The 22760-nt window shown below is 46.1% G+C and carries 21 protein-coding genes and 1 tRNA gene; 4 read left to right on the top strand and 18 right to left on the bottom strand.

Going from position 1 to position 22760, the window contains the following annotated elements; translation table 11 throughout:
* The first annotated feature begins 95 nt into the window (after nucleotides 1-95).
* Nucleotides 96-746, top strand: coding sequence for a histidine phosphatase family protein (locus ABNN70_RS08695; protein ID WP_353947564.1), 651 nt, complete (start codon nucleotides 96-98; stop codon nucleotides 744-746).
* 76 nt (nucleotides 747-822) lie between these two features.
* Here ABNN70_RS08695 and ABNN70_RS08690 read toward each other — a convergent pair whose 3' ends face one another.
* From ABNN70_RS08690 to ABNN70_RS08645, 10 genes are all read right to left on the bottom strand, one after another.
* Entirely contained in the window at nucleotides 823-3498 is a 2676-nt protein-coding gene (locus ABNN70_RS08690) for a YhgE/Pip domain-containing protein (RefSeq protein WP_353947563.1), read from the bottom strand.
* 102 nt (nucleotides 3499-3600) lie between these two features.
* Nucleotides 3601-4170, bottom strand: coding sequence for a TetR/AcrR family transcriptional regulator (locus ABNN70_RS08685; protein WP_129929745.1), 570 nt, complete (start codon nucleotides 4168-4170; stop codon nucleotides 3601-3603).
* 604 nt (nucleotides 4171-4774) lie between these two features.
* A complete protein-coding gene (gene hemH, locus ABNN70_RS08680; RefSeq protein WP_129930871.1) occupies nucleotides 4775-5725 on the bottom strand; it encodes a ferrochelatase in 951 nt (316 codons plus the stop codon).
* Nucleotides 5718-6776 carry a uroporphyrinogen decarboxylase gene (hemE, locus tag ABNN70_RS08675; protein WP_129930869.1) on the bottom strand — a complete coding sequence of 353 codons (1059 nt, stop codon included), beginning with the start codon at nucleotides 6774-6776 and terminating at the stop codon, nucleotides 5718-5720. The genes hemH and hemE overlap by 8 nt, the downstream gene beginning before the upstream one ends.
* A gap of 105 nt (nucleotides 6777-6881) precedes the next feature.
* Nucleotides 6882-9077, bottom strand: a complete 2196-nt coding sequence (locus ABNN70_RS08670) for a PBP1A family penicillin-binding protein (RefSeq protein WP_353947562.1) — start codon at nucleotides 9075-9077, stop codon at nucleotides 6882-6884.
* Between the two features lie 169 nt (nucleotides 9078-9246).
* The gene (locus ABNN70_RS08665) at nucleotides 9247-10671 is read right to left on the bottom strand and encodes an amino acid permease (protein WP_353947561.1); all 1425 of its coding nucleotides are present in this window, start codon (nucleotides 10669-10671) and stop codon (nucleotides 9247-9249) included.
* Between the two features lie 328 nt (nucleotides 10672-10999).
* Nucleotides 11000-11689, bottom strand: a complete 690-nt coding sequence (locus tag ABNN70_RS08660; protein WP_353947560.1) for a YdeI/OmpD-associated family protein — start codon at nucleotides 11687-11689, stop codon at nucleotides 11000-11002.
* An 80-nt stretch (nucleotides 11690-11769) separates the two neighbouring features.
* Nucleotides 11770-11842 (bottom strand) — tRNA-Ala (locus ABNN70_RS08655).
* 280 nt (nucleotides 11843-12122) lie between these two features.
* On the bottom strand, nucleotides 12123-12416 hold the full coding sequence (locus ABNN70_RS08650) for a YggT family protein (RefSeq protein ID WP_129930863.1): 294 nt from the start codon (nucleotides 12414-12416) through the stop codon (nucleotides 12123-12125).
* A 166-nt stretch (nucleotides 12417-12582) separates the two neighbouring features.
* Nucleotides 12583-13938 (bottom strand): glucose-6-phosphate isomerase, encoded by a 1356-nt coding sequence (locus ABNN70_RS08645; RefSeq protein ID WP_353947559.1) that lies wholly within the window; start codon nucleotides 13936-13938, stop codon nucleotides 12583-12585.
* 571 nt (nucleotides 13939-14509) lie between these two features.
* Here ABNN70_RS08645 and ABNN70_RS08640 point away from each other — a divergent pair.
* Nucleotides 14510-14740: a DUF378 domain-containing protein gene (locus ABNN70_RS08640; RefSeq protein WP_129928632.1), complete on the top strand. Its 231-nt coding sequence runs from the start codon at nucleotides 14510-14512 to the stop codon at nucleotides 14738-14740.
* Between the two features lie 120 nt (nucleotides 14741-14860).
* Here ABNN70_RS08640 and asnB read toward each other — a convergent pair whose 3' ends face one another.
* Both asnB and ABNN70_RS08630 read right to left on the bottom strand, forming a co-directional pair.
* The gene (asnB, locus tag ABNN70_RS08635) at nucleotides 14861-16741 is read right to left on the bottom strand and encodes an asparagine synthase (glutamine-hydrolyzing) (protein ID WP_129928633.1); all 1881 of its coding nucleotides are present in this window, start codon (nucleotides 16739-16741) and stop codon (nucleotides 14861-14863) included.
* A gap of 140 nt (nucleotides 16742-16881) precedes the next feature.
* Nucleotides 16882-17103 (bottom strand): helix-turn-helix transcriptional regulator, encoded by a 222-nt coding sequence (locus tag ABNN70_RS08630; protein WP_129928634.1) that lies wholly within the window; start codon nucleotides 17101-17103, stop codon nucleotides 16882-16884.
* 185 nt (nucleotides 17104-17288) lie between these two features.
* On the opposite strand from ABNN70_RS08630, the gene ABNN70_RS08625 reads away from it, so the two are divergent.
* On the top strand, nucleotides 17289-17657 hold the full coding sequence (locus ABNN70_RS08625; protein ID WP_165364229.1) for a helix-turn-helix transcriptional regulator: 369 nt from the start codon (nucleotides 17289-17291) through the stop codon (nucleotides 17655-17657).
* A gap of 66 nt (nucleotides 17658-17723) precedes the next feature.
* On the opposite strand, the gene ABNN70_RS08620 is transcribed toward ABNN70_RS08625, so the two are convergent.
* The 5 genes from ABNN70_RS08620 to ABNN70_RS08600 form a co-directional block, all read right to left on the bottom strand.
* Nucleotides 17724-18941 carry an NAD(P)/FAD-dependent oxidoreductase gene (locus tag ABNN70_RS08620; protein WP_353947558.1) on the bottom strand — a complete coding sequence of 406 codons (1218 nt, stop codon included), beginning with the start codon at nucleotides 18939-18941 and terminating at the stop codon, nucleotides 17724-17726.
* Nucleotides 18942-19314: 373 nt separating this feature from the next.
* Nucleotides 19315-19680: an iron-sulfur cluster assembly accessory protein gene (locus ABNN70_RS08615; RefSeq protein WP_353947557.1), complete on the bottom strand. Its 366-nt coding sequence runs from the start codon at nucleotides 19678-19680 to the stop codon at nucleotides 19315-19317.
* Nucleotides 19681-19728: 48 nt separating this feature from the next.
* Nucleotides 19729-20598 (bottom strand): diaminopimelate epimerase, encoded by an 870-nt coding sequence (gene dapF / locus ABNN70_RS08610; protein ID WP_353947556.1) that lies wholly within the window; start codon nucleotides 20596-20598, stop codon nucleotides 19729-19731.
* 21 nt (nucleotides 20599-20619) lie between these two features.
* Entirely contained in the window at nucleotides 20620-20850 is a 231-nt protein-coding gene (locus ABNN70_RS08605) for a hypothetical protein (protein ID WP_129928639.1), read from the bottom strand.
* 112 nt (nucleotides 20851-20962) lie between these two features.
* Complete coding sequence (locus ABNN70_RS08600) at nucleotides 20963-21250, bottom strand: DUF1462 family protein (protein ID WP_353947555.1); 288 nt, start codon at nucleotides 21248-21250, stop codon at nucleotides 20963-20965.
* Between the two features lie 219 nt (nucleotides 21251-21469).
* Between ABNN70_RS08600 and ABNN70_RS08595 the strand changes: the two genes are divergently transcribed.
* Nucleotides 21470-21691: a NifU family protein gene (locus ABNN70_RS08595; RefSeq protein ID WP_129928838.1), complete on the top strand. Its 222-nt coding sequence runs from the start codon at nucleotides 21470-21472 to the stop codon at nucleotides 21689-21691.
* Between the two features lie 35 nt (nucleotides 21692-21726).
* On the opposite strand, the gene ABNN70_RS08590 is transcribed toward ABNN70_RS08595, so the two are convergent.
* Entirely contained in the window at nucleotides 21727-22680 is a 954-nt protein-coding gene (locus ABNN70_RS08590; protein ID WP_353947554.1) for a spore coat protein YutH, read from the bottom strand.
* Nucleotides 22681-22760: the final 80 nt, after the last annotated feature.

Here is a 22760-nt window from a genome sequence, read left to right as displayed (position 1 = left end):
GATATTTTTTTTGCATCAAACCGAAATTTCCATTAAACTGATTCAAGTGGTCACAGTTTGTACGCGGCCAGGACACTGCCAGGAGGTCTGAAGATATGAAATCGATTTATTTGGTCAGACATGGACGGACATTATTCAACTTATTAAATAAAGTACAGGGAATTTCAGATACCCCGCTGACAGCTGAAGGTCTGAAGAAGGCAGCAGAGCTTGGTGAACGTTTTAAAAATAACGGCATTTCTTTTGACGCGGCATATACCAGTGACCTCAGCCGTACAAGAAAAACATCGCAAATTCTATTATCTCATTCAGCTAATCCTGAGCTTCCGCTCTTCGAAACGCCCTGTCTCAGAGAAGTCAGCTTTGGTATGTTTGAAGGCGATCCCAATGATTTCACATGGAGAGGGGCAAAAGAAGCATCGGGAATTCCCGGGCTGAATGGCGATTCCCCTGATGAACTGCGGATTCAGGGGCTCGCCGGCATTAAAAAAGCAGATAAAACCGGTCTTGCTGAAAGTTATGAAGATGTAAAAAAGCGGATTGAACATATTCTGGATGTGTTTGCCTCATCTGAAGGCTCTACCCTTCTTGCCGTGAGCCACGGGATGTATATTAATTGTGTCGTCTATACCCTGATGGAAAAAGGCACGCACCTCCCTCCTGTCCCCAATACAAGTGTCACAAAACTGATTTTTGACCACGGCACTTTCCGGGTGGATTATGTCGGCAGAGAGGATCCGTTTTAAAAATCTCCTGATTCACTATGTAAAAACGCCGGACGGATGCAGAATCCGCCCGGCGTTTTTTTGATCAATCAAAAAGTTAATTAGAAAGTTCCATAGGAGAACCGGATAACTTTCCTGCTTTATTGTTTTTCTGATCTCTGTGGAATTTGATTGAGAAGGTGATGATGCTTAACAGGAGTCCCACAAGAATAAAGACCAGAAGCGCAATAGAATTATTCACGAGCATCTGATGCTGGCCGCCGTCAATGATATTTCGGAATCCATTGACTGCATAGGTCATCGGAAGTATGGGTGAAATTTTCTGAAGCCAGCCCGGGATCAGTTCGATAGAATAGGCTCCCCCGCTCGTCACAAGCTGGAAGAGCAGAATCACGAGGGCAACAAACCGTCCTTCGTTATTAAAGGAACCGGCCAGCCACTGAATGATCGCCATGAAACTCATGCTGGTTAGAATGGTAAACCCAATGAAGGTCCACGGGTGATCGACGGACAACCCAAGTCCGCCCAGTACTGCTAGATCAACCAGCAGGGCCTGAGCGACGGACATCAGAATCGTGATGAAATATTTACTCAGCGCAATGTTCCATCCCGCTGTCGCAAGTCCTGCCGGTTTACCAAGATCATAAATAAGGGTCAGCACCAGTGCTCCGACAAACAGGCCGATGCAAATGAAATAGGGAGTAAATCCGGAGCCAAATGTATCAACCGCCTGGTTTGAGCTGTCGATCAGCCTTACGGGCTCCGAGAATTTCTGAGCATGGCTGTCGTCGGTTGGCGTCTCCGCCAGCTGACTGTGTGCATCGGACAGGCTTCCGGCCAGCTTCGAATTTCCCTTGTAAATCTGCTGTGCACCGCCGGCTACCTTATTTGTGCCATTAGAAAGCTGCTGCTGACCGCTTGAGAGGCCGGAGAGGCCATTCGTCAGCGATGCAGCACCATTTGCCAGTTTACCGGTGTTCCCGGCAAGTGCAGATGATCCATTTACCAGACTGGCTGAGTTGCTGTTCAACTGATTGAGACCGCTATTTAATGTCTGTGCACCTTGTGTCGCCTGACTGACGCTGGAAGTAATAAGTGGAATGCCGTTACGCCCGGACAGCTGCGCTGTTCCGTCAGCTAGTTGACGAGCGGCAGAATTAAGGGTCAGACCGGTTCTCGGATCTTTCTGCTGCATATTCCTGATAACACCACTCTTCATTTGCGCCGCGGTTTCCGTCGCAGTCTGACGGGAAACTTGTTGTGCCGTACTTAGAGCAGTCTCCGGAGCAATCTGTTCGGCAGTAGCAACAGCAGCTGCTGGTGCGACTCTCTGTGCAGTTCCTGAAGCTGTTTTTTTGATTGTTTCTTCTGCTGAAGTCTGGAGAGAACTTGCAATTGCATTCGTATTCTTTCCCGAATTGACCGATTCTCCGATTGTACTCGTTGTTGACTGTGCCATTACATTGTACAGGTTATTAATAACTGCTTTTGATGTATGTGGGTCATATCCTGCTTTATTCAACAGGGAAAGTAGTAATTGATTTAATTGTTTATTATTGTTTAATCCCGCAGTAACCTGGTCTATTGTAGCCTGACTCTTCACTGAATCTGAAATAGTCTTTGTTATTTTTGATGCATTTGCATCAGCCTGCTCCTGTATTGTACCTCCCGGCTGACTATTAGCGGCAGCCAGTGCCGCTGCTTCTACTTCAGAGTGATTAATTGAACTCTGTGCGGACTGAATAATTTGTTTCTCATTATTTTTTACTTGCTTTCTCGCAGCACTCTGAATTTCTGTTTTATTTCCAGCCACCTGTTGCATAGCTGTATTTCCAATTTGAGCCGGATTAATAGAGTGATCAATCTGTTGCGGAAGCCCTTGAATAATGGCATAAAAGTCCTGCATTCCGCTATTCAGTCGATTAACATTTCCGCCCAGGTTTTGCTGCTGAATGCCACTGTTCAGTTGATTTAATCCTGAGGCCAGTTGATTTGATCCAGGTGCAATCTGATTGCTTACCGCTCCGGTGTATTGCTGAACTCCGGAGTTTAACGTCTTTGCCCCGTCATTCAGCTCCGAAGCGCCGCCTGTAAGTTTTTCTGACCCGTCTGTCAGCTGACCGGTGCCATTTGCCAGGTCTTTGAAGCCGCTTTTTAACTGATTCAAACCGGCAAGTTCAGATTTTCCGCCGCCGGACAGATCATTTGCTCCTTTAGAGGCATCTGCCAGACCGTCAGTCAGTTTATCGATTTGTGTATACATCGTTTTGGCATAGGTTTTTGTGATTGCATCTGAAATACGCGTCTGAAGATTTTTTATGCCCGTATCTGCCATTTTCCCTGAAATAAAGTTATAATCCCGATTAATCCGGTATTCAATATTAGCTGGTCTGACTTTCTGATCTGATAATGTTGTTGCATTCTCTGAGAAAGAAGACGGGATCCGAACCGTCATGAAATAATGATTATCCTTAAAGCCGTCTTCAGCCTTTTTTTCACTGACGAACGACCACTTAAAATTATCGTCTTTCTTCAGATTATCTACCAGATCGTCACCCGCATGAAGCTGCCTGCCGGCAATCTCTGCACCTGAATCCTGATTCACAACGGCAACAGGCAGCTGCCCGGTTTTGCCAAACGCGTCCCAGAATCCATACAGGAACATTCCTGCATAAAGTAACGGAATACACATCACAGCAACCATCACAACAATATTGTGTGGTTTAGCCACTATGGCTTTCAGTTCCGCCCATATTAGATGGATTACATTCATGTTGCACACACCCTTTTCTTCTCATACTTGCCTGATTCCAGTTCAAAATGACTATTTTAGTCATTTAGTCACTTTCCTGCAAAAAAATAAATGTGATGCCCATCACTTTTTTAAACCTCTGACGAGATACAATCCAAACAAATCGGCAATCTCACTGCTGGACAGAGGAGCATGTCTCAACTCCCAGTCAAAGACGAGCGCGATATAGAGCCTGAGGATAACGAAAGCCGTCACCTTAGGATCGCAGGTCTTGATCTCGCCTTTCTTCAAGGCATTCTTAATATTGCCCTCCAGAAAATCCAGAATAGCATCCTCGACGTTACCTAAAGCCTGTTTTGCCTGCACGGTTCCAATTTCTTTGATCTCCTGAGTCAGTTTAATGGTCAGCTGATGCTCCTTGCGAAACTCCAGTACACTGTAAAGTGCCCGGTGAAGATTGGTAAAAAAATCATCTTCATCATGAATCGCACTGCTTGCGACCTTTTTGATTTTTTCAATAAACTGCTTCATGATTTCAAAAAAAAGGTCTTCTTTGTTTGTAAAAAAAGTATAAATCGTCCCCTTTCCGACATTCGCCATGCGCGCAACAAGATCCATCGTTGTTGCCTTATAACCAAAAGATGCGAATGTCTGCTCCGCGGCTTTCAGGATGTTTTCTTTACGGTCGACCATTCTTTGCCATCACCATTCTATTGACCGAATGAACATTCCAGTCAATTCGTTCTACTATGAAATATTAACACACCCGCCGTACCCGTTCAAGGGGTAAAATATCTGGAGACGGGAAACTCAGAAAAGGTTGAAAAAATGAATTCTATTATAAGAATAGACTTTGGAAAAGCCAAACAGTTAAAACTAACGTTGATAAAGTGCCAAAAGAAGTTAAGATGATTATTTTTCGGCTATTTTGCTTTTTTAAAGGTTTAATTAGTTCGTGTAGTGCTGCAGACCACACATATAAGGATGCTATGATAATGATTGTCATATACATACATTTATCAACCCCGCACTTAATTTTTTTATCACTGTTAATTTTACACTTGCACAGCTCTTTAGAACACCTCATTATATTCAAACTAACAAAGTAAATAATAACCCATTTCGCGCATCGATGAGAACGACCACAATAGTTATTGTCATACTGTTTGTTCATTTCAGCTCGAAACACATATTATTTTTGATACATAAGCAAAAAAAGGTGCTAAACGCCATGCGATTTAGCACTTTATTTATACGATTTTTTTGTTTTTCTCGCACAAAAACTGAACTACTTATCTCATGACAGGACTCCTTTATTTTTCTGACAGGCCTTCCATACTGCACTTGCCAGGGCCTCAATAAACAGAGGATCAGTATCCGGCATGGAGGGACGATGATAAGCCCCGCCCAGAGACTCCACCAGTGTACGACACTCCATATCATTATCATATAAAACCTCCAGGTGCTCGGAGACAAATCCGATAGGGCAGAAAATCAGATGTTTATAGTGATGTCCTGTCATTAACTCACGAATCTTATCCATTATATCGGGACCAAGCCATGGATCAGGCGTTTTTCCGGCACTCTGCCATGCCTGGGCAACATGCGGAATATCGGTTTGCGCGGTAATTGCTTGTATTGTTTCAGCGATCTGGTCCGGATACGGATCACCGCCGGTTAAGATCCGTCGGGGTAAACTGTGCGCACTGAAAATAACAACACTTGTGCTGCGCTCATCTTCCGGCAGAGCATCCAGAATCCCGCGGATTGCCTGTGACCAGTACTGGATGAATTTCGGTTCAGTATACCAGCTTTTAATCGGGTATATAGCCGGTCCCTGATCTCCCGCCGCCTTTTTGGCACGGTCTGTATACGCCTGAACACTGAATCTGGAATAGTGAGGTGCAAGGGAAAGAGCAATAGCCTGTTCAATTCCATCCTGTCGCATGTCCTCGACAGCATCTTCAATAAAAGGATGTATGTATTTAAGGCCGAGCCGGGATTGAAAGATGATGTCATCCTGTCCGTGATTTAGTCGTTCGGTAAGGGCGTCCATCTGGGCTTTTGTCAATCGGGCAAGCGGTGAAACACCGCCAATCGCTTCGTAACGCCTGGTCAAATCCTCTATCTGTTCCTGAGACGGGCGTCTCCCATGTCTGATGGCGGTATAATACGGAACGATATCTTCCTTTTTATAAGGCGTCCCGTAAGCCATAACAAGGAGGCCCATTTTTTTCTTATTACTCATCTTCATAGCTTCTTTCTTTATAAATTGGATACTGGTGAATAAAATCTGTTAACCGTTTCAGCTGCTGTTCATCAACTTCAGGGAACAGGCCGTGACCAAGATTAAAGATAAATCCCGGACGACAGCCCATAACGTCTAATATCTGCCTGGTCCGCTCCTTTAGCAGCGGAAAAGGAGCCAGAAGCATTGAGGGGTCGAGATTGCCCTGAACGGCCTTTGACAGATGCATCCCCCGGATGAACTGCGGGGACGTCCGCCAATCAAAGGACAGCACATCAACCGGAAGTTTGTCCCACTCTTTCAGTAAATGCCCTGCACCGGCAGCAAAGTAAAGGGTAACGGCATCTGTTTGTCGCAATGCTGTAAAAATATTTCTCATAACGGGGGCAATAAACGTCCGGTAGTCTTCTGCGCCAAGAGCCCCGACCCACGAATCAAAAACCTGTACGGCCTGAGCACCGGCTGCTATCTGAGCTTTTAAATAGCTCACCGTCATGGCCGCCAGATCCTCCATAAGCGCCTGCCAGTCATCAGGATGCGTGTACATAAATCCCTTTGTCAGGTGATAATTTTTTGAGGGCCCGCCTTCAATCATATAACTGGCCAGCGTGAACGGGGCACCGGCAAAACCGATAAGCGGAACGGAAAGCTGGCTGTGAAGCAGTTTAACCGTCTCGATCACATACTGAAGATCACGATCCGGGTCGAGGGTCCTGAGCGATGACAGATCGTGCGCACGGCGAAATGGATGTCTGATGACCGGCCCTGTCCCTTCAACCAGTTCAACATCTAAACCTCTTGCCTTTAACGGGGTCATAATATCGGAGAATAAAATGGCAGCATCCACGCCAAGATGCTCAACCGGGAGCCGGGTTACCCTCGCACACAGTTCGGGGTCCCTGCAGAGGTCGAAAAAATTGTGGTGTTGCGCGCGGATAACACGATATTCTGCCTGATAGCGGCCCGCCTGCCGCATGTACCATACCGGAATCCGGGATACGGGTTCCTGACGGCATGCTTTTAAAAAAGTATCATGAAACACTGGCTTCATTCCTTATTTGTTCGGATCTCTGTCCTGATTTTCTTTCTAAAACGTTTCCACCTCTTATTCTAAGGGAAATGTTCAGGAAATGCACCTGGTGTAACTGGAAAATGATTACAACTTTGAAAACCAGTTCGCTTCCACCTTAGGAGATGTCGCTCCATGCCTTCCGGTCTGCGGATTGTAAGGAATGACGTAATAGGAAGCATTAGCCATTGGATTGACAAAATCAATGCGATAGTGGTTTTCTCCGGTCACTTTTCCCTTTAATTTTGTTTTCCCGTTTTCTTCTGCATAGATACTGTAAATCATCCGTTTATCCTTAGAACCATTCCAGTTGAGTTCGAGTGCCGGCATGGCGAACTTGCCCAGTGTCCCTTTCGCCGTGAGGCGGGTCACCTCCGCCATTCGGATCGGCTGATCCAGATCTGCCACTCCGTCAGGTTTTTCAAAAGCCAGCCGGGATTGACCGGGAACACCGTTTATGATGGTCTTAAACAGACTTACCGCATCGTCGCTTGATCCGGATAAATACTGCTTCTCATTCGTCTGATCGTAGCCGATCCAGACAGCACCTGTCACTTCAGGGGTATATCCGACAAACCAGGCATCCGACAACCCGTTTCTTGAATACGCAACGGATCCCGTTTTCCCGGCAATTTCGGACGCACTGTATCCCGCCTGCCCTGTTCCGTTTTTGACAACAGATTGTAACATTCGAGTCATATACCAGGCCGTCTGAGCAGAGAAAACTTTCTTCTTTTCAGCAGGTTCTCCGCCAATTTTTCTGCCCTGATGATCGTAGAGCGTCTGGATAAACCAGGGTTCAGACTGCACGCCCTGATTATCAAAGGCCGTATAAGCAGAAGCCATTTGCAGCGGCGTGACGCCATCACGGAGTCCTCCAAGGGCAATAGCCAGCCCCTTATCCGGCAGATTAATATCCATTTTCTTCAGGTAAGATTTACTTTTTTCAATGCCAATCTGATTCAGCAGCCAGACAGCCGGAGCATTCTGAGAAACCGTAATCGCATCGTACATCGTCATCTCACCTGTATAACGACCGGTATAGTTTGTCGGTGCGTACTTTCCATAAGAAACTTCCTTATCCTGAAGCAGCGAATACGGCTGATATTTTCCTGAATCAAGGGCAGGTCCATATACTGCCAGCGGTTTGAATGAAGATCCCGGCTGCCGCGAGGACTGAACACGGTTCAGACTGCCACGTACATAGTTCCGTCCCCCCTGAGCAGCCAGCATCGCCCCGTTTTTATTCATCAGTACAAAGGCACCCTGCGGGGATAATTTCGGATTGGACCCGCGAAAATAACGGTTATCCTTAAACGCCTGGTATGACGCCTTCTGCGCTTCTCTATTGATTGGAACAACAATTTTGTATCCACCGCGGATCAGTTCATCTTCGTCAATGTGAAAACGTCTTTGCGCCTCATCTTTTACCAGATCAACATAGGAGTCATACTCCGGATGAGTCTGGATCCTCTGAATATGAAGGCCGAGAGTCGTTCCTTTCATCCTGACTGACTGTTCAGCGCTCAGCTTCCCGTGTTTCTGAAGTAAACCGATCACGAGGTTACGTCGCTCCAGTGCTTTTTTCGGATGAAGAATGGGCGAATAACCATTCGGGCCCTTTGGCAGTGCGGCAAGCAGTGCAGCCTCAGTCTCATTCAGTTCGTCTGCACTCTTATTGAAAAAGAACCTGGAAGCCGTCTGGATACCATAGATACCGTGTCCAAAGTACAGCTGATTCAGATACATCTCCAGAATCTGTTTCTTACTGTATCTTCGTTCCAGACTGATGGCAATAGCTGCCTCCTTGGCCTTCCTCATCCAGGATTTTTCATTGGACAGATAGGCGTTCCTTGCCAGCTGCTGGGTAATGGTACTCCCTCCCTCGCGCTTTTCACCGGAAAGGAGATTTGAAACAATGGCCCGGGAAATCCCGCGAAGGTCAATTCCCGAATGATCATAGAACCGGATATCTTCAGTCACAATAAACGCATCCTGTACCCGTTCGGGAATTTTCTTTAACGAGACCGGCTCACGGTTCTCTGCATAAAGTCTGGATATTTCCTGCCCCTTTTGATCGACAATAATCGACGTGCGACTCATCACGAGCTTCTCATCATCGGTATAGTGATTACCAATGAGCAGGATGACAAAATAGACAAAAAGGCCGACAATCGCTGCGCTTAATACAAAATAAGCTATCTGAAATAAACGCTTTTCTATCCTCTTTCTGTCCATATGATTCTCTCCGATCTTACCGAAGCATTCACGTAACCCGTGCATACTCATCCTCTTTACAGTGTTTGCAATTTCTTCTTTAACTTTACCAAAAAAAGAGCATGGCGTAACTTTTTTATAAATTTTTTGACAGAATGGGACAGGAAATAAGCCCCCCTTCAATATAAAAGAAGGGGGACTTTAATAAAAGAATTGTGTTTCTATAACCAATCAGTCATTCGCGCGCGGTTTTCGGTTGTCGATTCTCAAGTCTTAGAAGACTGTGACGACGGCTGTAGGCGAAATAAACAATTAAACCAAGAGCAAACCAGACAATGAACCGCAACCATGTTACCGGCTTAAGGCCTGTAATCAGATACGCACAGGAAAGAATTCCTAATATCGGTGTCACCGGATAGAACGGAACCTTGAATGATCTCTTCAGATCACTCCTTTTCTGACGCAGAACGATAATGCCTGCGCAGACAATGATAAAGGCAAACAGAGTACCGATACTTACAAGTTCGGAAACAATGCTGATCGGGAAGAAACCGGCTGTAAGGGCACATGCTGTAGCAACAATGGTTGTTGAAAGAGCCGGTGTCTGATGCTTCGGATCAACACTGCCGAGCACCTTGGGGATCAATCCGTCACGGGCCATGGCGAAGAAAATACGTGACTGGCCATACATCATAACCAGGCAAACAGATGTAATGCCGCAGATCGCGCCGACTGATACGAGTGCTGCACCCCAGTGGATGCCAATCTGGTCCAGAGCATAGGCGACTGGTGCCGCATGTCCTGCCGGTGTTTTATAAGCTGTGTACTTAACAATGCCTGTGAGAATGGCAGAAACAGCAATATACAGTGCAGTACAGATCAACAGGGAATAAATGATCCCTTTTGGCATATTTTTCTGAGGATTACGCGTCTCCTCAGCTGCTGTTGACACAGCGTCAAAACCGATATATGAAAAGAATACGACGGCCGCGCCAGATACGACGCCCTGGAAACCATATGGCATAAACGGTGTCCAGTTGGCCGGTTTGACATGCCAGACGGCCAGTACGATAAACAGGAGAACAACAGAAACTTTAATGATAACAATCACGCCGTTCACACCGGATGTATTCCGCACACCACTGATCAGAAGCCAGGCGATCAATCCAATAATGACCATGGCCGGAATATTAATCACTCCGCCTTCAAACGGTGAAACAGTAATGGCTTTCGGCAGATGAATGCCTATATTCCCCAGTAAATTCACAACATATCCTGACCAGCCAATAGCGACTGTAGCAATACCAACAGCATATTCCAGAATCAGATCCCAGCCAATAATCCAGCCCCAGATTTCACCCAGTCCGGCATAACCGTATGTATAAGCACTTCCTGCTACGGGAATCATGGATGCAAATTCCGCATAGCACAGTGCGGCGAAACAGCAGGCCAGACCGGAAAGCAGAAAAGACAGGATCAATGCCGGGCCTGACAGATCCGCCGCTGCTACTCCGGTAAGGACGAAAATCCCGGTACCAATAATTGCGCCGATTCCAAGCATCGTCAGGTCGAAAGCGCCCAGTGATTTTTTTAACCCCGTTTTCCCCTGCGATTCTTCCAAAAGTTCGGAAATCGGTTTTCTCCGAAACAAATCGCTCACTTTAAAGCCCCAAAAATTCAATATGAATAAAGAATAAAAAATAATTCTATATCTATTCATTATAGTTAATTGAATTTATTTTTCAATAACTTAGATAAATTTATGTAATAAAAGCTGACAATAAGTTAACAAATAAAGTGAAACTTCAATCAGTGGGAGGGCTTCATCCACCACTGATTGTTCGTTGAACCTATCGGGCTTCTGCGGGCTGTTATCCCCCTCTCAGGGCATGTTATTTTACCTTCACATCCCCCCTGAGGGGTACTGCCCGTTCATGCGCACTAAAAAAATGCGCAGTGGCTGTTTCATGGCCACCGCGCATTTTTACTCATGATCTGGACCGACGATACAAATCTTTGGATTTGAATCCCTTATCGAGAATCATTTCCATCTCGGAAAACCGCTTTTTTTGAGTTGATTCTCTTTTCGCACTATAGATATAACGGGCCCAGTCCTTTCGGTAACCCGGCGTCAGGCTGCTGAAAAAAGCGGACAGAGCAGGCTTGTCAGCCAGGCGGGACTCGATATACGGAATATAGGAAATATAGTCATTCACACGCTGGCTGGGCTTCGTGGATGGCTGACCCTGGCTGGCAGAATCTTTTTTCATGCCGACAATTGTAAAGGTGGCATCAAGACTGACCATGCGCGAAAATCTGATCGTACTACTGTCAATGTAACCTTCAGGTGGTGTCACGTGGAGCGCAGGGAATATCTCATCCCGGTGCACAAAATCCGGATAGGTTTTATTCCCTTTCTTCGGATAAGCAACGTATAAATAGCCCTTTTCTAATAAGCAGTCGAGATCCCTGATCCGCCGGACAAGCTGGACAAATTGATCCAGAGAAAAGACGAAAGCAAAGACCAGATCGTATTTCTTATTTTGCAGTTGTACATCATATCCACTCAGCTCATTGAAATGCACAGCTTCTTTTTCCGGAAGATGGAGTACAGCGGTTGACCTGTACCTGTCAAGTCTCAGTTTGTCTGTTATGTTCTTTTCAGCGATAAGGATCACCCTCGTACATTCAGGATTCCGTATATATAGAAAAGCCACCGTCATCCATTTCGTCCGGTGGCCGTCTGAATCATGAAATATGGAGCATAGGGGGATCGAACCCCTGACCTCTGCCATGCGAAGGCAACGCTCTCCCAGCTGAGCTAATGCCCCATGCGAACAGGTGAAAATGATCAACGTCGTTATTCTAGCAGAATGAACAATATTCGTCAATAATCGGGAATTTGAGTTGAGGAGAGAGCCGTCGGACCCGGCGGCTCTCTCCTCACATTTTTCCTGCCACCCTCATACATTTTACTTACCCGAATTTCAGATCACTGCAGCATTTTATCCCGTATTAAGGGCAGTACCACAGCGAACAATCCGTGGGGGATGCACTGGCGAAAAACGAAGGCGTTCATCCTGTGCGCCCCCCACTGATAGACGTTTCGCTTTATTTCATTTTGAGGATACTGAGGATTTTTTGAAGTCCGAAACCTACGACGCTGTATACGATTAGAGCAAAAACAGCTGAGAGATCCAATATATGTCCGCTGAATACGACCGAATCAAATATATTTCTGAAGGGATTGAGAAGCGGCGCGCTGAGACCATTCAGAAAAACCACAAACGGTGTTTCGTTCGCGCCGAAAAATTTAAGCAGAATATAGAGTGTAATGATAATTTGTATCACGGTCAGGAGAATACTCACCAGTTTTGGGAACATACCGCTGCTTTTCCCTTTCACATCCCATTCTTCCCTTCCAAGTCAATGTATGGATTAAGCTTCCGTTCCAGAAGACCGCTGCTCTCATGTTAATGGAAAAACGGTTCATCGTCAATTAAAAAAAGCCTGCCTGTCGCGGCAAGACTTTTTTCAACTTTTCATATTTTTTACCGGCACTCAGGTTGTCTCAGTGTTTGAGACGGCTTTCCAGAGCATCTTTTTCCGATTCGAAGCCAGGTTTACCAAGCAGAGCAAACATATTTTTCTTGTAAGCCTCAACTCCAGGCTGATTAAACGCATTGATGCCAAGCAGAAATCCACTGACAGCAACTGCCTTTTCAAAGAAGTAGAGCAGGTAACCGAAATGATAAGGAGTCAGTTCCGGTACCCTGACTACAAGCTGTGGCACCCCGCCGTCCGTGTGGGCAAGTCGTACACCTTCTGCTGCTCTCTTATTGACGAAATCCATGGTCCTGCCGCTCAGGAAATTCAGATTATCGAGATTTGCCGTTTCAGACTGGATCGTCACGTCTTTTCTTGGCTTTTCAACAAGAACGGCCGTTTCAAACATAACCCGGCTGCCTTCCTGAACAAACTGACCCAGTGAATGCAGATCCGTACTGAAATCCGCTGATGATGGATAAAGTCCCTTGAAATCCTTGCCTTCACTTTCACCAAACAATTGTTTCCACCATTCAGAGAAGTAATGCAAATGAGGCTCAAAGTTGACAAGCATTTCTACAGATTTCCCTTTATTATAGAGAATCTGACGAACAGCAGCGTACTGATAAGATTGGTTTTTTGCCAGATCCGGTTCGCTGAAATCGTCCTGAGCATCACGTGCCCCTTTCATCAGATCGTCTATGTCAATGCCGGATGCTGCGATTGGGAGAAGCCCTACAGCGGTCAGTACAGAGAAACGTCCGCCAACATCATCAGGAATGACGAAACTTTCGTACCCTTCTCTGTCAGCCAGGGTTTTCAGCGCCCCTTTCGCCTTGTCCGTTGTGGCATAAATACGCCCTTTCGCTTCTTCTTTACCGTATTTGTTTTCCAGAAATTCACGGAATATCCTGAAGGCAATGGCAGGCTCCGTGGTCGTTCCGGACTTGGAAATGACGTTAACGGATACATCCTTGTCCTTCAGTACATCAAATAATTCATTCAGATACGTCGAACTGATGCTGTTGCCTGCAAAAAAGATCTGCGGCGACTTGCGGTCAGAATCCGCAAGTTCGTTGTAAAAGGAATGGTGAAGTGTTTGAATAGCGGCGCGGGCTCCAAGATAAGATCCACCGATGCCGATGACAACGAGTACATCGGAATCGTTCCTGATCTTTTCTGCCGCTTTTTTTATCCTGGCAAACTCTTCTTTGTCGTATGCCGTGGGGAGATCCAGCCAGCCAAGAAAATCATTCCCTACAACCGTTTTTTCATGAATAGCCTTGTGAGCTGCTGCTACCTGAGCCGATAAATAATCTACTTCATGCTCTGCCACAAAAGGAAGGGCATTGCTGTAATCAAAGGTTACTTTGCTGCTCATGTTCTCCTGCCTCCAATAAGTGATAACGAAGTTGTTCCATTTCTAACTGTACAGGACAGAGACGGTAAATTCAAGTTGCCGGGCGGTGATTTCACCACACTGGAATCGATTTCACACAGATGTCACTTTATCCCGCATTAACGGGCAGTAAAACCCCCACCTCAAAAGTAATGTGGGTAAACGAACTGACCCGGGTGGGGGTTAACTGCCCATAAAAGCCCGATTGGTTCAACTAACAATCAGTGGGGGATAAAGTCCCCCCACTGATTGAAGTTTCACTTTATCCCGCATTAACGGGCAGTAAAACCCCTACCTCAAAAGTAATGTGGGTAAACGAACTGACCCCGGTGGGGGTTAACTGCCCATAAAAGCCCGATTGGTTCAACTAACAATCAGTGGGGGATAAAGCCACCCCCACTGATTGAAGTTTCACTTTATCCCGCATTAACGGGCAGTAAAACCCCCACCTCAAAGATAAGAGAAAAGATTTCTTCCATGTATAATGACTGAGAAATGTAGACAAACTAGGGATGCACTGAATACCGGGCACGTCCACAAAGGAGGGAACAAGATGAGCGGTTTACAGAGAACCTGTCTCGCAATTCTCGTTATCGGAGGCATCAACTGGGGCCTGATCGGCTTCTTTCAATTTGATCTTATTGCAGCGATCTTCGGCGGCGCAAATACAGCGCTGGCACGGATTATCTACGGCATTGTCGGGCTTTGCGCTCTTTATTGTCTGACTCTGCTATTCAAACCCAGTGAGGAACTGGAGCACAGACGGGAAACAGAAACCCGGTAAAAAACCTGAAGAAAAGCCGGCCGGTATGTAGCATACAGCAAAGGCCGAAGCCTGGTTTTTCTGATATCGTATTAAAAAGATCCCTGAACGGGATCTTTTTCTATTTCAGCAAAATCAAGATTAATGAACCGGACGCGGGTCGACGTGCAGCGTTTTTTCAATATAAATCTGGTGCCACAGCATGAACATCAGAACAGTCCAGATTTTACGGCTGTTATCCTGTCTGCCCGCTCGATGATCTTCAAGTAATTTCAGCACATAAGACTTGTTGATATAGCGTTCAGTGCCACTTTCCTGAATGATTTTTCTTGCCCAGTCATACATCTCATTTTTAAGCCAGATACGGATGGGTACCGGAAATCCGAGCTTTTTACGGAAAAGGATGGAATCAGGTACAATTCCGCGCATAGCTTCACGAAAAGCATACTTCGTCGTTCCGTCTCCTGTCTTGAGTGAATCCGGAAGTGTTCTTGCTACTTCAAATACGGCTTTATCAAGGAAGGGAACGCGGAGTTCCAGCGAATGGGCCATCGTCATCCGGTCAGCAACCACCAGTATATCCCCGCGCAGCCATGTTTCAATATCAATCAACTGCATCTGATCCAGCTTTGAGTCGCCCGCTGCCTGTTGATAAACAGGATCAGTAATATCTGTAAACGGGGTCTGATCGGAAAAGGTCTTCAAAACATACTTCTTTTCATCCTCATTAAATATGAAGGCATTACCGACATAACGTTCGGACAGCGGAGTCGTTCCCCTCAGAAGGAAGCTTTTCCCTTTTATGCCTTCAGGTAACCTGGAAGCCAGCGCATGAAGCAGTTCTTTCCCGGGCTTCGGAACGGCGTCAAACCACCTGAGTGAAATCGGCTCACGATAAATATTATAGCCTCCGAAAAGTTCATCTGATCCTTCGCCGGAAAGCACCACTTTGACATGTTTTCTTGCTTCCCGTGCCACAAAATAATTGGGAATGGCTGCCGGATCTGCAACCGGATCGTCCATATGCCAGACAATTCTCGGCAGTTCCTTCATGCACATCTCAGGCGTAATTTCCAGCGCATAGTTTTCAACACCGAGTTTCTCTGCTGAATCCCTGGCAATATCGATCTCATTGTACCCCTTACTGGCAAATCCGACGGTAAATGTCTCAATATGCTTATTGAAGCGTCTGGCAAGCGCCACGATACTCGTTGAATCAATACCACTTGAAAGAAATGCCCCGACAGGAACATCACTTCTCATGTGCATTTTTACTGAATCGATCAGAACATCCTGAATTTTTTTCTTTGCCTCATCCAGGGTCTGTGCAACAGGTGCAAAGGAAGGTGTCCAGAACGTCTTGTTTTCAAGTGGGCCGCCGTTCTTCTTGATCAGATAATGTCCGGGTTCAAGACTTCGAATGTTCTTCTGCAGGGTATAAGGTTCAGGAACAAACTGAAATGTCAGGTAGTATTGCAGGGCTTCTCTGGCAACCGGATCCGGTTTTTCATCGATTAAAAGACTCTTCTCCTCGGAAGCAAAAAAGATGCCATGGTCTTTCTCCATATAATAAAAAGGTTTGATGCCGAAATGATCCCGTGCCGCAAACAGTGTTTTCTCCTGCCTGTCCCAGATCATAAAAGCAAACATGCCGCGAAGAAAATCGACACATTGTTCGCCGCGATCCGCATAGAGGGCTGCAATAACTTCCGTATCCGATGTTGTCCGGAAGGTATATCCTTTTTCAATGAGTTCATTTCTTAATTCCACATAGTTATAAATTTCACCGTTAAAAATGATATAAAAACGTTCATTATCATAAGGGAGCGGCTGATGCCCTCCCGAAAGATCAATAATACTCAATCTGCGGAAAGCAAGCTGGACCTGATCATCCGTGAAATAGCCAGCATCGTCAGGACCCCGGTGGTTAATCACTTCTGTCCGTGCGGTCATCGCATTCTGATCGTGCTGTCCCGGTGTTAAATCATTACTCTTTGAAATATAACCGCAAAACCCGCACATAATAATCCCCTTTCGTCTGTACCTCGATGGGATTCCATCAGGTACCGGCTTCACGCCGACCTTACTTTATTATTCCCGTATTCAGTCTATCATTCAAGCGGAAAATTTCAAAGAGTTGGAAACGCTTCATAACAAGGATGTTATTTCTTTGGATAATCTGTGCTTTCGGTAAATAATTCCTGAATGGGTATTTCCAGAATAGTCGCGACTTTTGCCAGCATTTCCGCCGTAATTTTGCTTCGCCCGGATTCCAGATAAAAGTAACCGTTCGGGCTTTGATAGCCCAGCTTTTCCGACATTTGTTCGAGTGTCATACACCTCTTGCGCCTCTCCCTGAGCTTCTTCAGATCTACAGTAAGCATCCTTCTCCATCTCCCCGAATTTACCTTTACGGTAATTTTTTCTATTCATTATACCATAAATGGTTCTGGTAACACGGTTCATATTACCCAATTGGCAATTTTCGATTCTATTTAAAAGTTACGTGATAAACTTTTTTGTATCTGGAAAAAAACGTTTGATCATCCCGGATTGGAGGACCGTTTCAATGGCGAACACGCTCGGAATCAGGATTCGATTCCTCCGCGATGAAAAGAATTTGTCGCAGAGGGAGATGGCTGATCAGCTGAATATTTCAAATGTCCAGTTGAACCGCTATGAATCCGGCGCCCGAAAACCCGATCCGGATATGCTGGTCCAAATTGCCGATTACCTGAACGTTACCACCGATTATCTGCTTGGACGCACGTCATCAGTCAGAGAATCTGATGTTCCCTATCTGACCAGAGAAGACAGCAGATTTATTCAAAAAGCAAAGCATGTTCACGGATTGATGGATTTTTTCCGATACCTGACAGAGCATCCGGATGAAGCAGAGAAAATAATGAAGATATGGTTGCTGATCAAAAAGGAATGACTCTTGTTTACAGAAACAGCCCGGCTGCATAGCAACCGGGCTGTTTCTTTTCATACTAAAATAAAATCAGAGAAAGTTTAATTTTCCTTTTCTCAGCATCAGACCCACTCCGCCGAGTTCAAGCAGATAGCGGTCATCAATCACTTTTTTCATGGCAGCCGCCGGTTTTCCCTTCAGCTTTTTATCATAAACAACACCGATTCCCTGATGGTTGCCAAGCGATGCCACGGTACCTCTCTTCTTATAAACAAACTTTTCTGTTGGTTCACCTTTAATCAGATGTTTCAGGTTTCTGGCGACAAGCTCCCCCTCCTGAACAGCAATCTGCGCTGTCGGCGGATAAGGACGCTTACCTTCAGCAGGAAAGACAACGGCAACATCTCCGACAGCAAAGACATGATCGTCATCTGGTGCACGAAGATCATCTGTAACCGGGATTTTCCCACGATTTGTTTTAAAGCCGGAATCTGCCGGAATATGGCTGGCTTTTACACCGCCGGTCCAGACGACTGTTCCTGCTTTAATCTCTTCCATTTTTTCTGCATCTTTTTTTTGAACAAAGACACCGTCCGGCGTAGCCTCCTTTATGAAGGTCCCCAGTTTAAAGATAACGCCCTTACTTTCCAGATACCTCTGTGCATATTCTGCAAGATCACGTTCGAATGGTGGCAAAACCATTGGCATACCTTCCACGTCAATGATTTTGACTTTATTCTGATCAATGTCATATTCCCTGCACAGGCCGGGAATACGGTCAACCAGTTCACCCAGGAATTCAACACCGCTCAATCCGGCACCGCCGACAACCAGAGTCAGGTCACTGTCTTTTGCATCCGGATCGTTATTATAGCTGGCGAATTTGTATTCAATGTGTTCGCGGATTTTTCTCGCTGTATTGACGCTGCGAATCGAGAAGGCATGTTCACTCAGTCCCTTAATGCCAAAGGTATTGGACTCAAAGCCAAGTCCGACCACGAGGTAGTCATAGCTGAGTTCTCCGTTTTTCAAAATTACTTTTTTATTATCCTTATCTATCTTAACCACGCTGTCCTGAACGAAATGCACTCGATTGGTGTTGATCACGTTTTTGATCAGCATTCTCGTCCGGTCATGATGAATCGTACCGGCTGCTGCTTCGTGCAGCCATGTGGTCTGGTAATGATAGTTATGCTTATTCACTAATGTTATATCTGCGTCATCCGGACTCAGTTCCTTGGCCAGATTAACGGTTGTGATCATTCCGCCGTAACCGGCGCCGATGATTAATATCCTGGGATTGCTCATGATCCAATGCCACCTTTTTATGTTTTATCCTGTTTGTGTAATTTATCACAATCACTGATATTTTTTCTTCACATCAATATTATGTCTTTTTTGTTAACATTTCAAGAAAAATATCCGAAAAAAACTGTTTCACGGTCAGGTCGCGCGTACTGACAGCATCTCAGGTATTCTGACTGTGTTATTGTTATCTTGCTTAGAGCGAAAGAGGTATGACTTCTGCGGGAGCACGCTCCAGAAGAGACGTCGCAGTGAGGGCACCGGGCGCTGAGGCTTATCCATCGCTGGCTGAAAGCAGGTACCTGGGGAGAAAAACATCTTAAAAAAAAGACCGAACAGTTTTACTCTGTCCAGCCCCTGTTATTCGCTTAGATTATCAGCAATCGCACTGTTTTGCTGGTTTGCCGGCATTGTCACTCGTTTTAAACGAGTTACCGCATCCGCATGTGGAAATGGCATTCGGATTATCGATCGTAAATCCACCGCCGGAAAGATTTTGTTTAAAATCAATCGTAACGCCGTTAAGCAGGGCGGCACTGTTTTTATCAACAACCACTTTCAGTCCCCGATCCTCAAGTGCCAGATCACCATCAATCATTTTATCATCAAAGCCCATGCCGTATGTCAGCCCGGAACATCCTCCGCCACCGACACCTACCCGAAGAAATAGATTCTCTCCCGGCTGTTCCTTCAGCATTTCTTTCACGCGGAAGTTTGCTGCTTCAGTGAGTGTAATGTTCATCTGATCAACTCCTTCTTTTTATTTCATTATACCTTGCAGTGACATTAATCACAATTCATAATATATACCCTTACAAATCACTTCAGCACTTCCGGTCATAAACACATGATCGTCAGAAGACCGCCATTCTATAGAAAGGGATCCACCCGCCAGGTGTACGGTCACCGGTGTATCCTTCTCTATTCTTGACTCAAGAATGGAAGCAACAACAGAGGCACAGGCACCAGTGCCACATGCCTGTGTGATCCCTGACCCGCGTTCCCAGACGCGATAATCCAGTTCATGGTCAGACAGGAGGTGAACAAAACCAACATTAACACCCTCCGGAAATAACGGGTAAGTGTCTGCGAGCAGCCGGCCGAGCTGATGAATTGGTGCCGCGTCCACATCGTTGACAAAAAACAGGGCATGGGGATTACCCATGGATACAGCTGTAAACGTATAATCTTCATGGTTCACCCGCAGGGGTTCACGAATGACCATCTGTCTTCCGTTCCCGCCAGCAACAGGGATCCGGCTGCGTTCGAGGATCGGTACGCCCATATCCACGGTCACCTGATCCACCCTGCCGTCCCTGAGATGAACTTCTGCCCGCTTATTACCGGACAGGGTCTCTATTGTGAAACGTCTGGTCGGTACATAACCCTGCTCATAAACATACCTCGCTACGCATCTTAACCCATTGCCGCAGTTTCTCGCTTCAGAACCGTCTTTATTAAAGATGCGCATACAGACATCGGCCTGTTCAGACGGGAGAATTAAGATCATCCCGTCTGAACCGATTCCCCTGAATGGGTCGGATACTTTAACTGACAGCTCTGCAGGTGAGGGAATATCCAGATGATTGGCTATTCCGTCCAGATAAATATAACAATTCCCAAGTCCATGCATTTTTGTAAATGGATATGTTTTTCCCATACTTCCACTTCCCGGCTCGTGTTATCTAAGTGGTTCCCTGGACCAGATGTAATCCCTGTCCATTTTTTCAATAACTATTTTATTGTGACAGCAGGGCATGACGACGTGAGTTTTTATCCCCTCAAACGCCCGATTAACCGCTTCTTCTTTAATTGGAATTAATACAGATGAAGCATGACAAAACGGGCATTCCTCAAAATAAATATCTTTCATGACACGTTCATACGGCCAGCTGTGGTGAAAATCCAGCATTCATACTCCATCTCCCGTAAGCCCGGTCGGACTCGTGCTTTTGATTTTTAATTGTAACACGGCAGGACGTTAATGTCACCGGCTTTCACCAACTCTTCGCCTGCCGCATCATTCATTCCTGCCGCTCAATATACTGCTGAACAGGCCTGAGGGAAATAAAACCCTCACCAAGTATCGTTTCTCCCGCAACCAGCAGCGGATAGAAATATTCGTCAGCCTTTATTTTATCGCAGAACAGGCGATCCTGCCCGGTCTGCGGCTGATTAATATCAACGTATCTTACTGTGATGCGGTCCCCGTATTTTCGCGTCAGCGCTGCCTCAAGCCATTCAGCGGTTGCTTTGGCGGGCGGTACCTGCGCGCAGCTGGCGCAGACCGCATCCGCTCCGTAGACTGTCATTTCCAGACGCGTTCACCTCACCTTTTTTCTGTATCATCATAGAGAGAAACCTGCCGACGGGCAAGTCCGGGTTCTCATCCATAAAATTTTTATCGATTCTTACTGTATAAATATATCATACCGTTTCAGACGAATCTTGCGGCACCTGATCTGAAAATAGATTTTTCACTGGAATGACGGTATAATGAGAGCAGATGAAAAGGGAAAGGAGTGTCTCCAATATACGATCAGGTCAGGGAAGTGCTGGATAAACTGCGTCCTTTTCTGATTCGGGACGGCGGTGACGTCGAGCTTCTGGATGTTGAAGATGGAATCGTTCGCGTGCGTCTCTTGGGTGCCTGTGAAAACTGCCCCAGTTCAACCCTTACACTGAAAGCAGGCATTGAACGTGCTTTAATAGATAATGTCCCCGGCGTCAGAGAGCTTGAACAGGTTTTCTAAGTCGTTAACCGCCTGATGATACAGGCGGTTTTTCATCATCCGGTCATTTCGCCGGTTATCCATTCCGGGACACGAATACCTGCATACCGTCTGGCAAGCCGTTTCAGCAGGTGTTCATAATCCGCAATCTTTTCTTCATTTAACCGGATCATCTCGCAAAACCACTGATGGTCCTGATCACCTGGTCCCCAAAAGTACCGTTCACAGCATTCGATATAGGAAAGTGGGAAAAGCAGACGGGCGAATGTGCGGACTGCGTGAGATGGATCAAGCGGATACATCGCTTCATAATCCGTAAGAAAAGTGTCTACCTCTAATTCAAATGCCTTTCCTCCGCGATTCCATGCATGCAGGCGGAGCCATTCTGCAACATCACGTGAAGGTCCGTCGATCACCCACAAAGCGGGATTTTCGAGAATCTGCGTGGAACGACCCGTATAACGATAGTGGGCGATGACGGCGGGTTCCCGTCCACGAATATCAATTGAGAGATCCGTCAAAAGCTGGATCGCATTTTCTGCGCATCCTGAGAAATAGGGGAAATTTTCATAGAACAGCTTTTCGAAGGCCGTTTGCGGGGATTTACTGTCAATTTGCCGGTATTTTTCCATAAGTGTATCGATACTTTGAATCATGCCGGCCGTTCTGCTGTACATCGGCGACTCAGGAAACGCCAGCGGGTCAATACCTGTTGTGAAAAGCTGAAATGAAGCCAGTGCAGTCCCTTCCGAAACAGCTCCTGCGGGTTCGGTTTCCGGAGCCTGCATGAGAACGCCCTGGACGCCGCCGTCTGTCACGACGAGCTGTCCTTCATGACTCCGGATCATCCGGCAGACCGGCATCCCGTTTTCGTAAAGCTGTTCAGACATGGTCGCGAGGGCTTCAATATTCTTATGGAAAAAATGATCAAGCGGCTGGAAAAAGAAACGTCCGGAAGCCTGATCCATTGTATCCCTCTTTTCACTAAACGTCTGAAATTTGCTTTCCATGTTATCCTCCGCCAACGTTCTTACCCTCATTCTATGCACCAGATCAGTGTGAGTATGAAAAAAACAGTCCCGGTTTTTCA

It is taken from the genome of Sporolactobacillus sp. Y61 (assembly GCF_040529185.1).
GTDB lineage: Bacteria > Bacillota > Bacilli > Bacillales > Sporolactobacillaceae > Sporolactobacillus.
The sequence above is the reverse complement of the archived record's forward strand: the minus strand, read 5'-3'. Positions and strand labels throughout refer to the sequence as shown.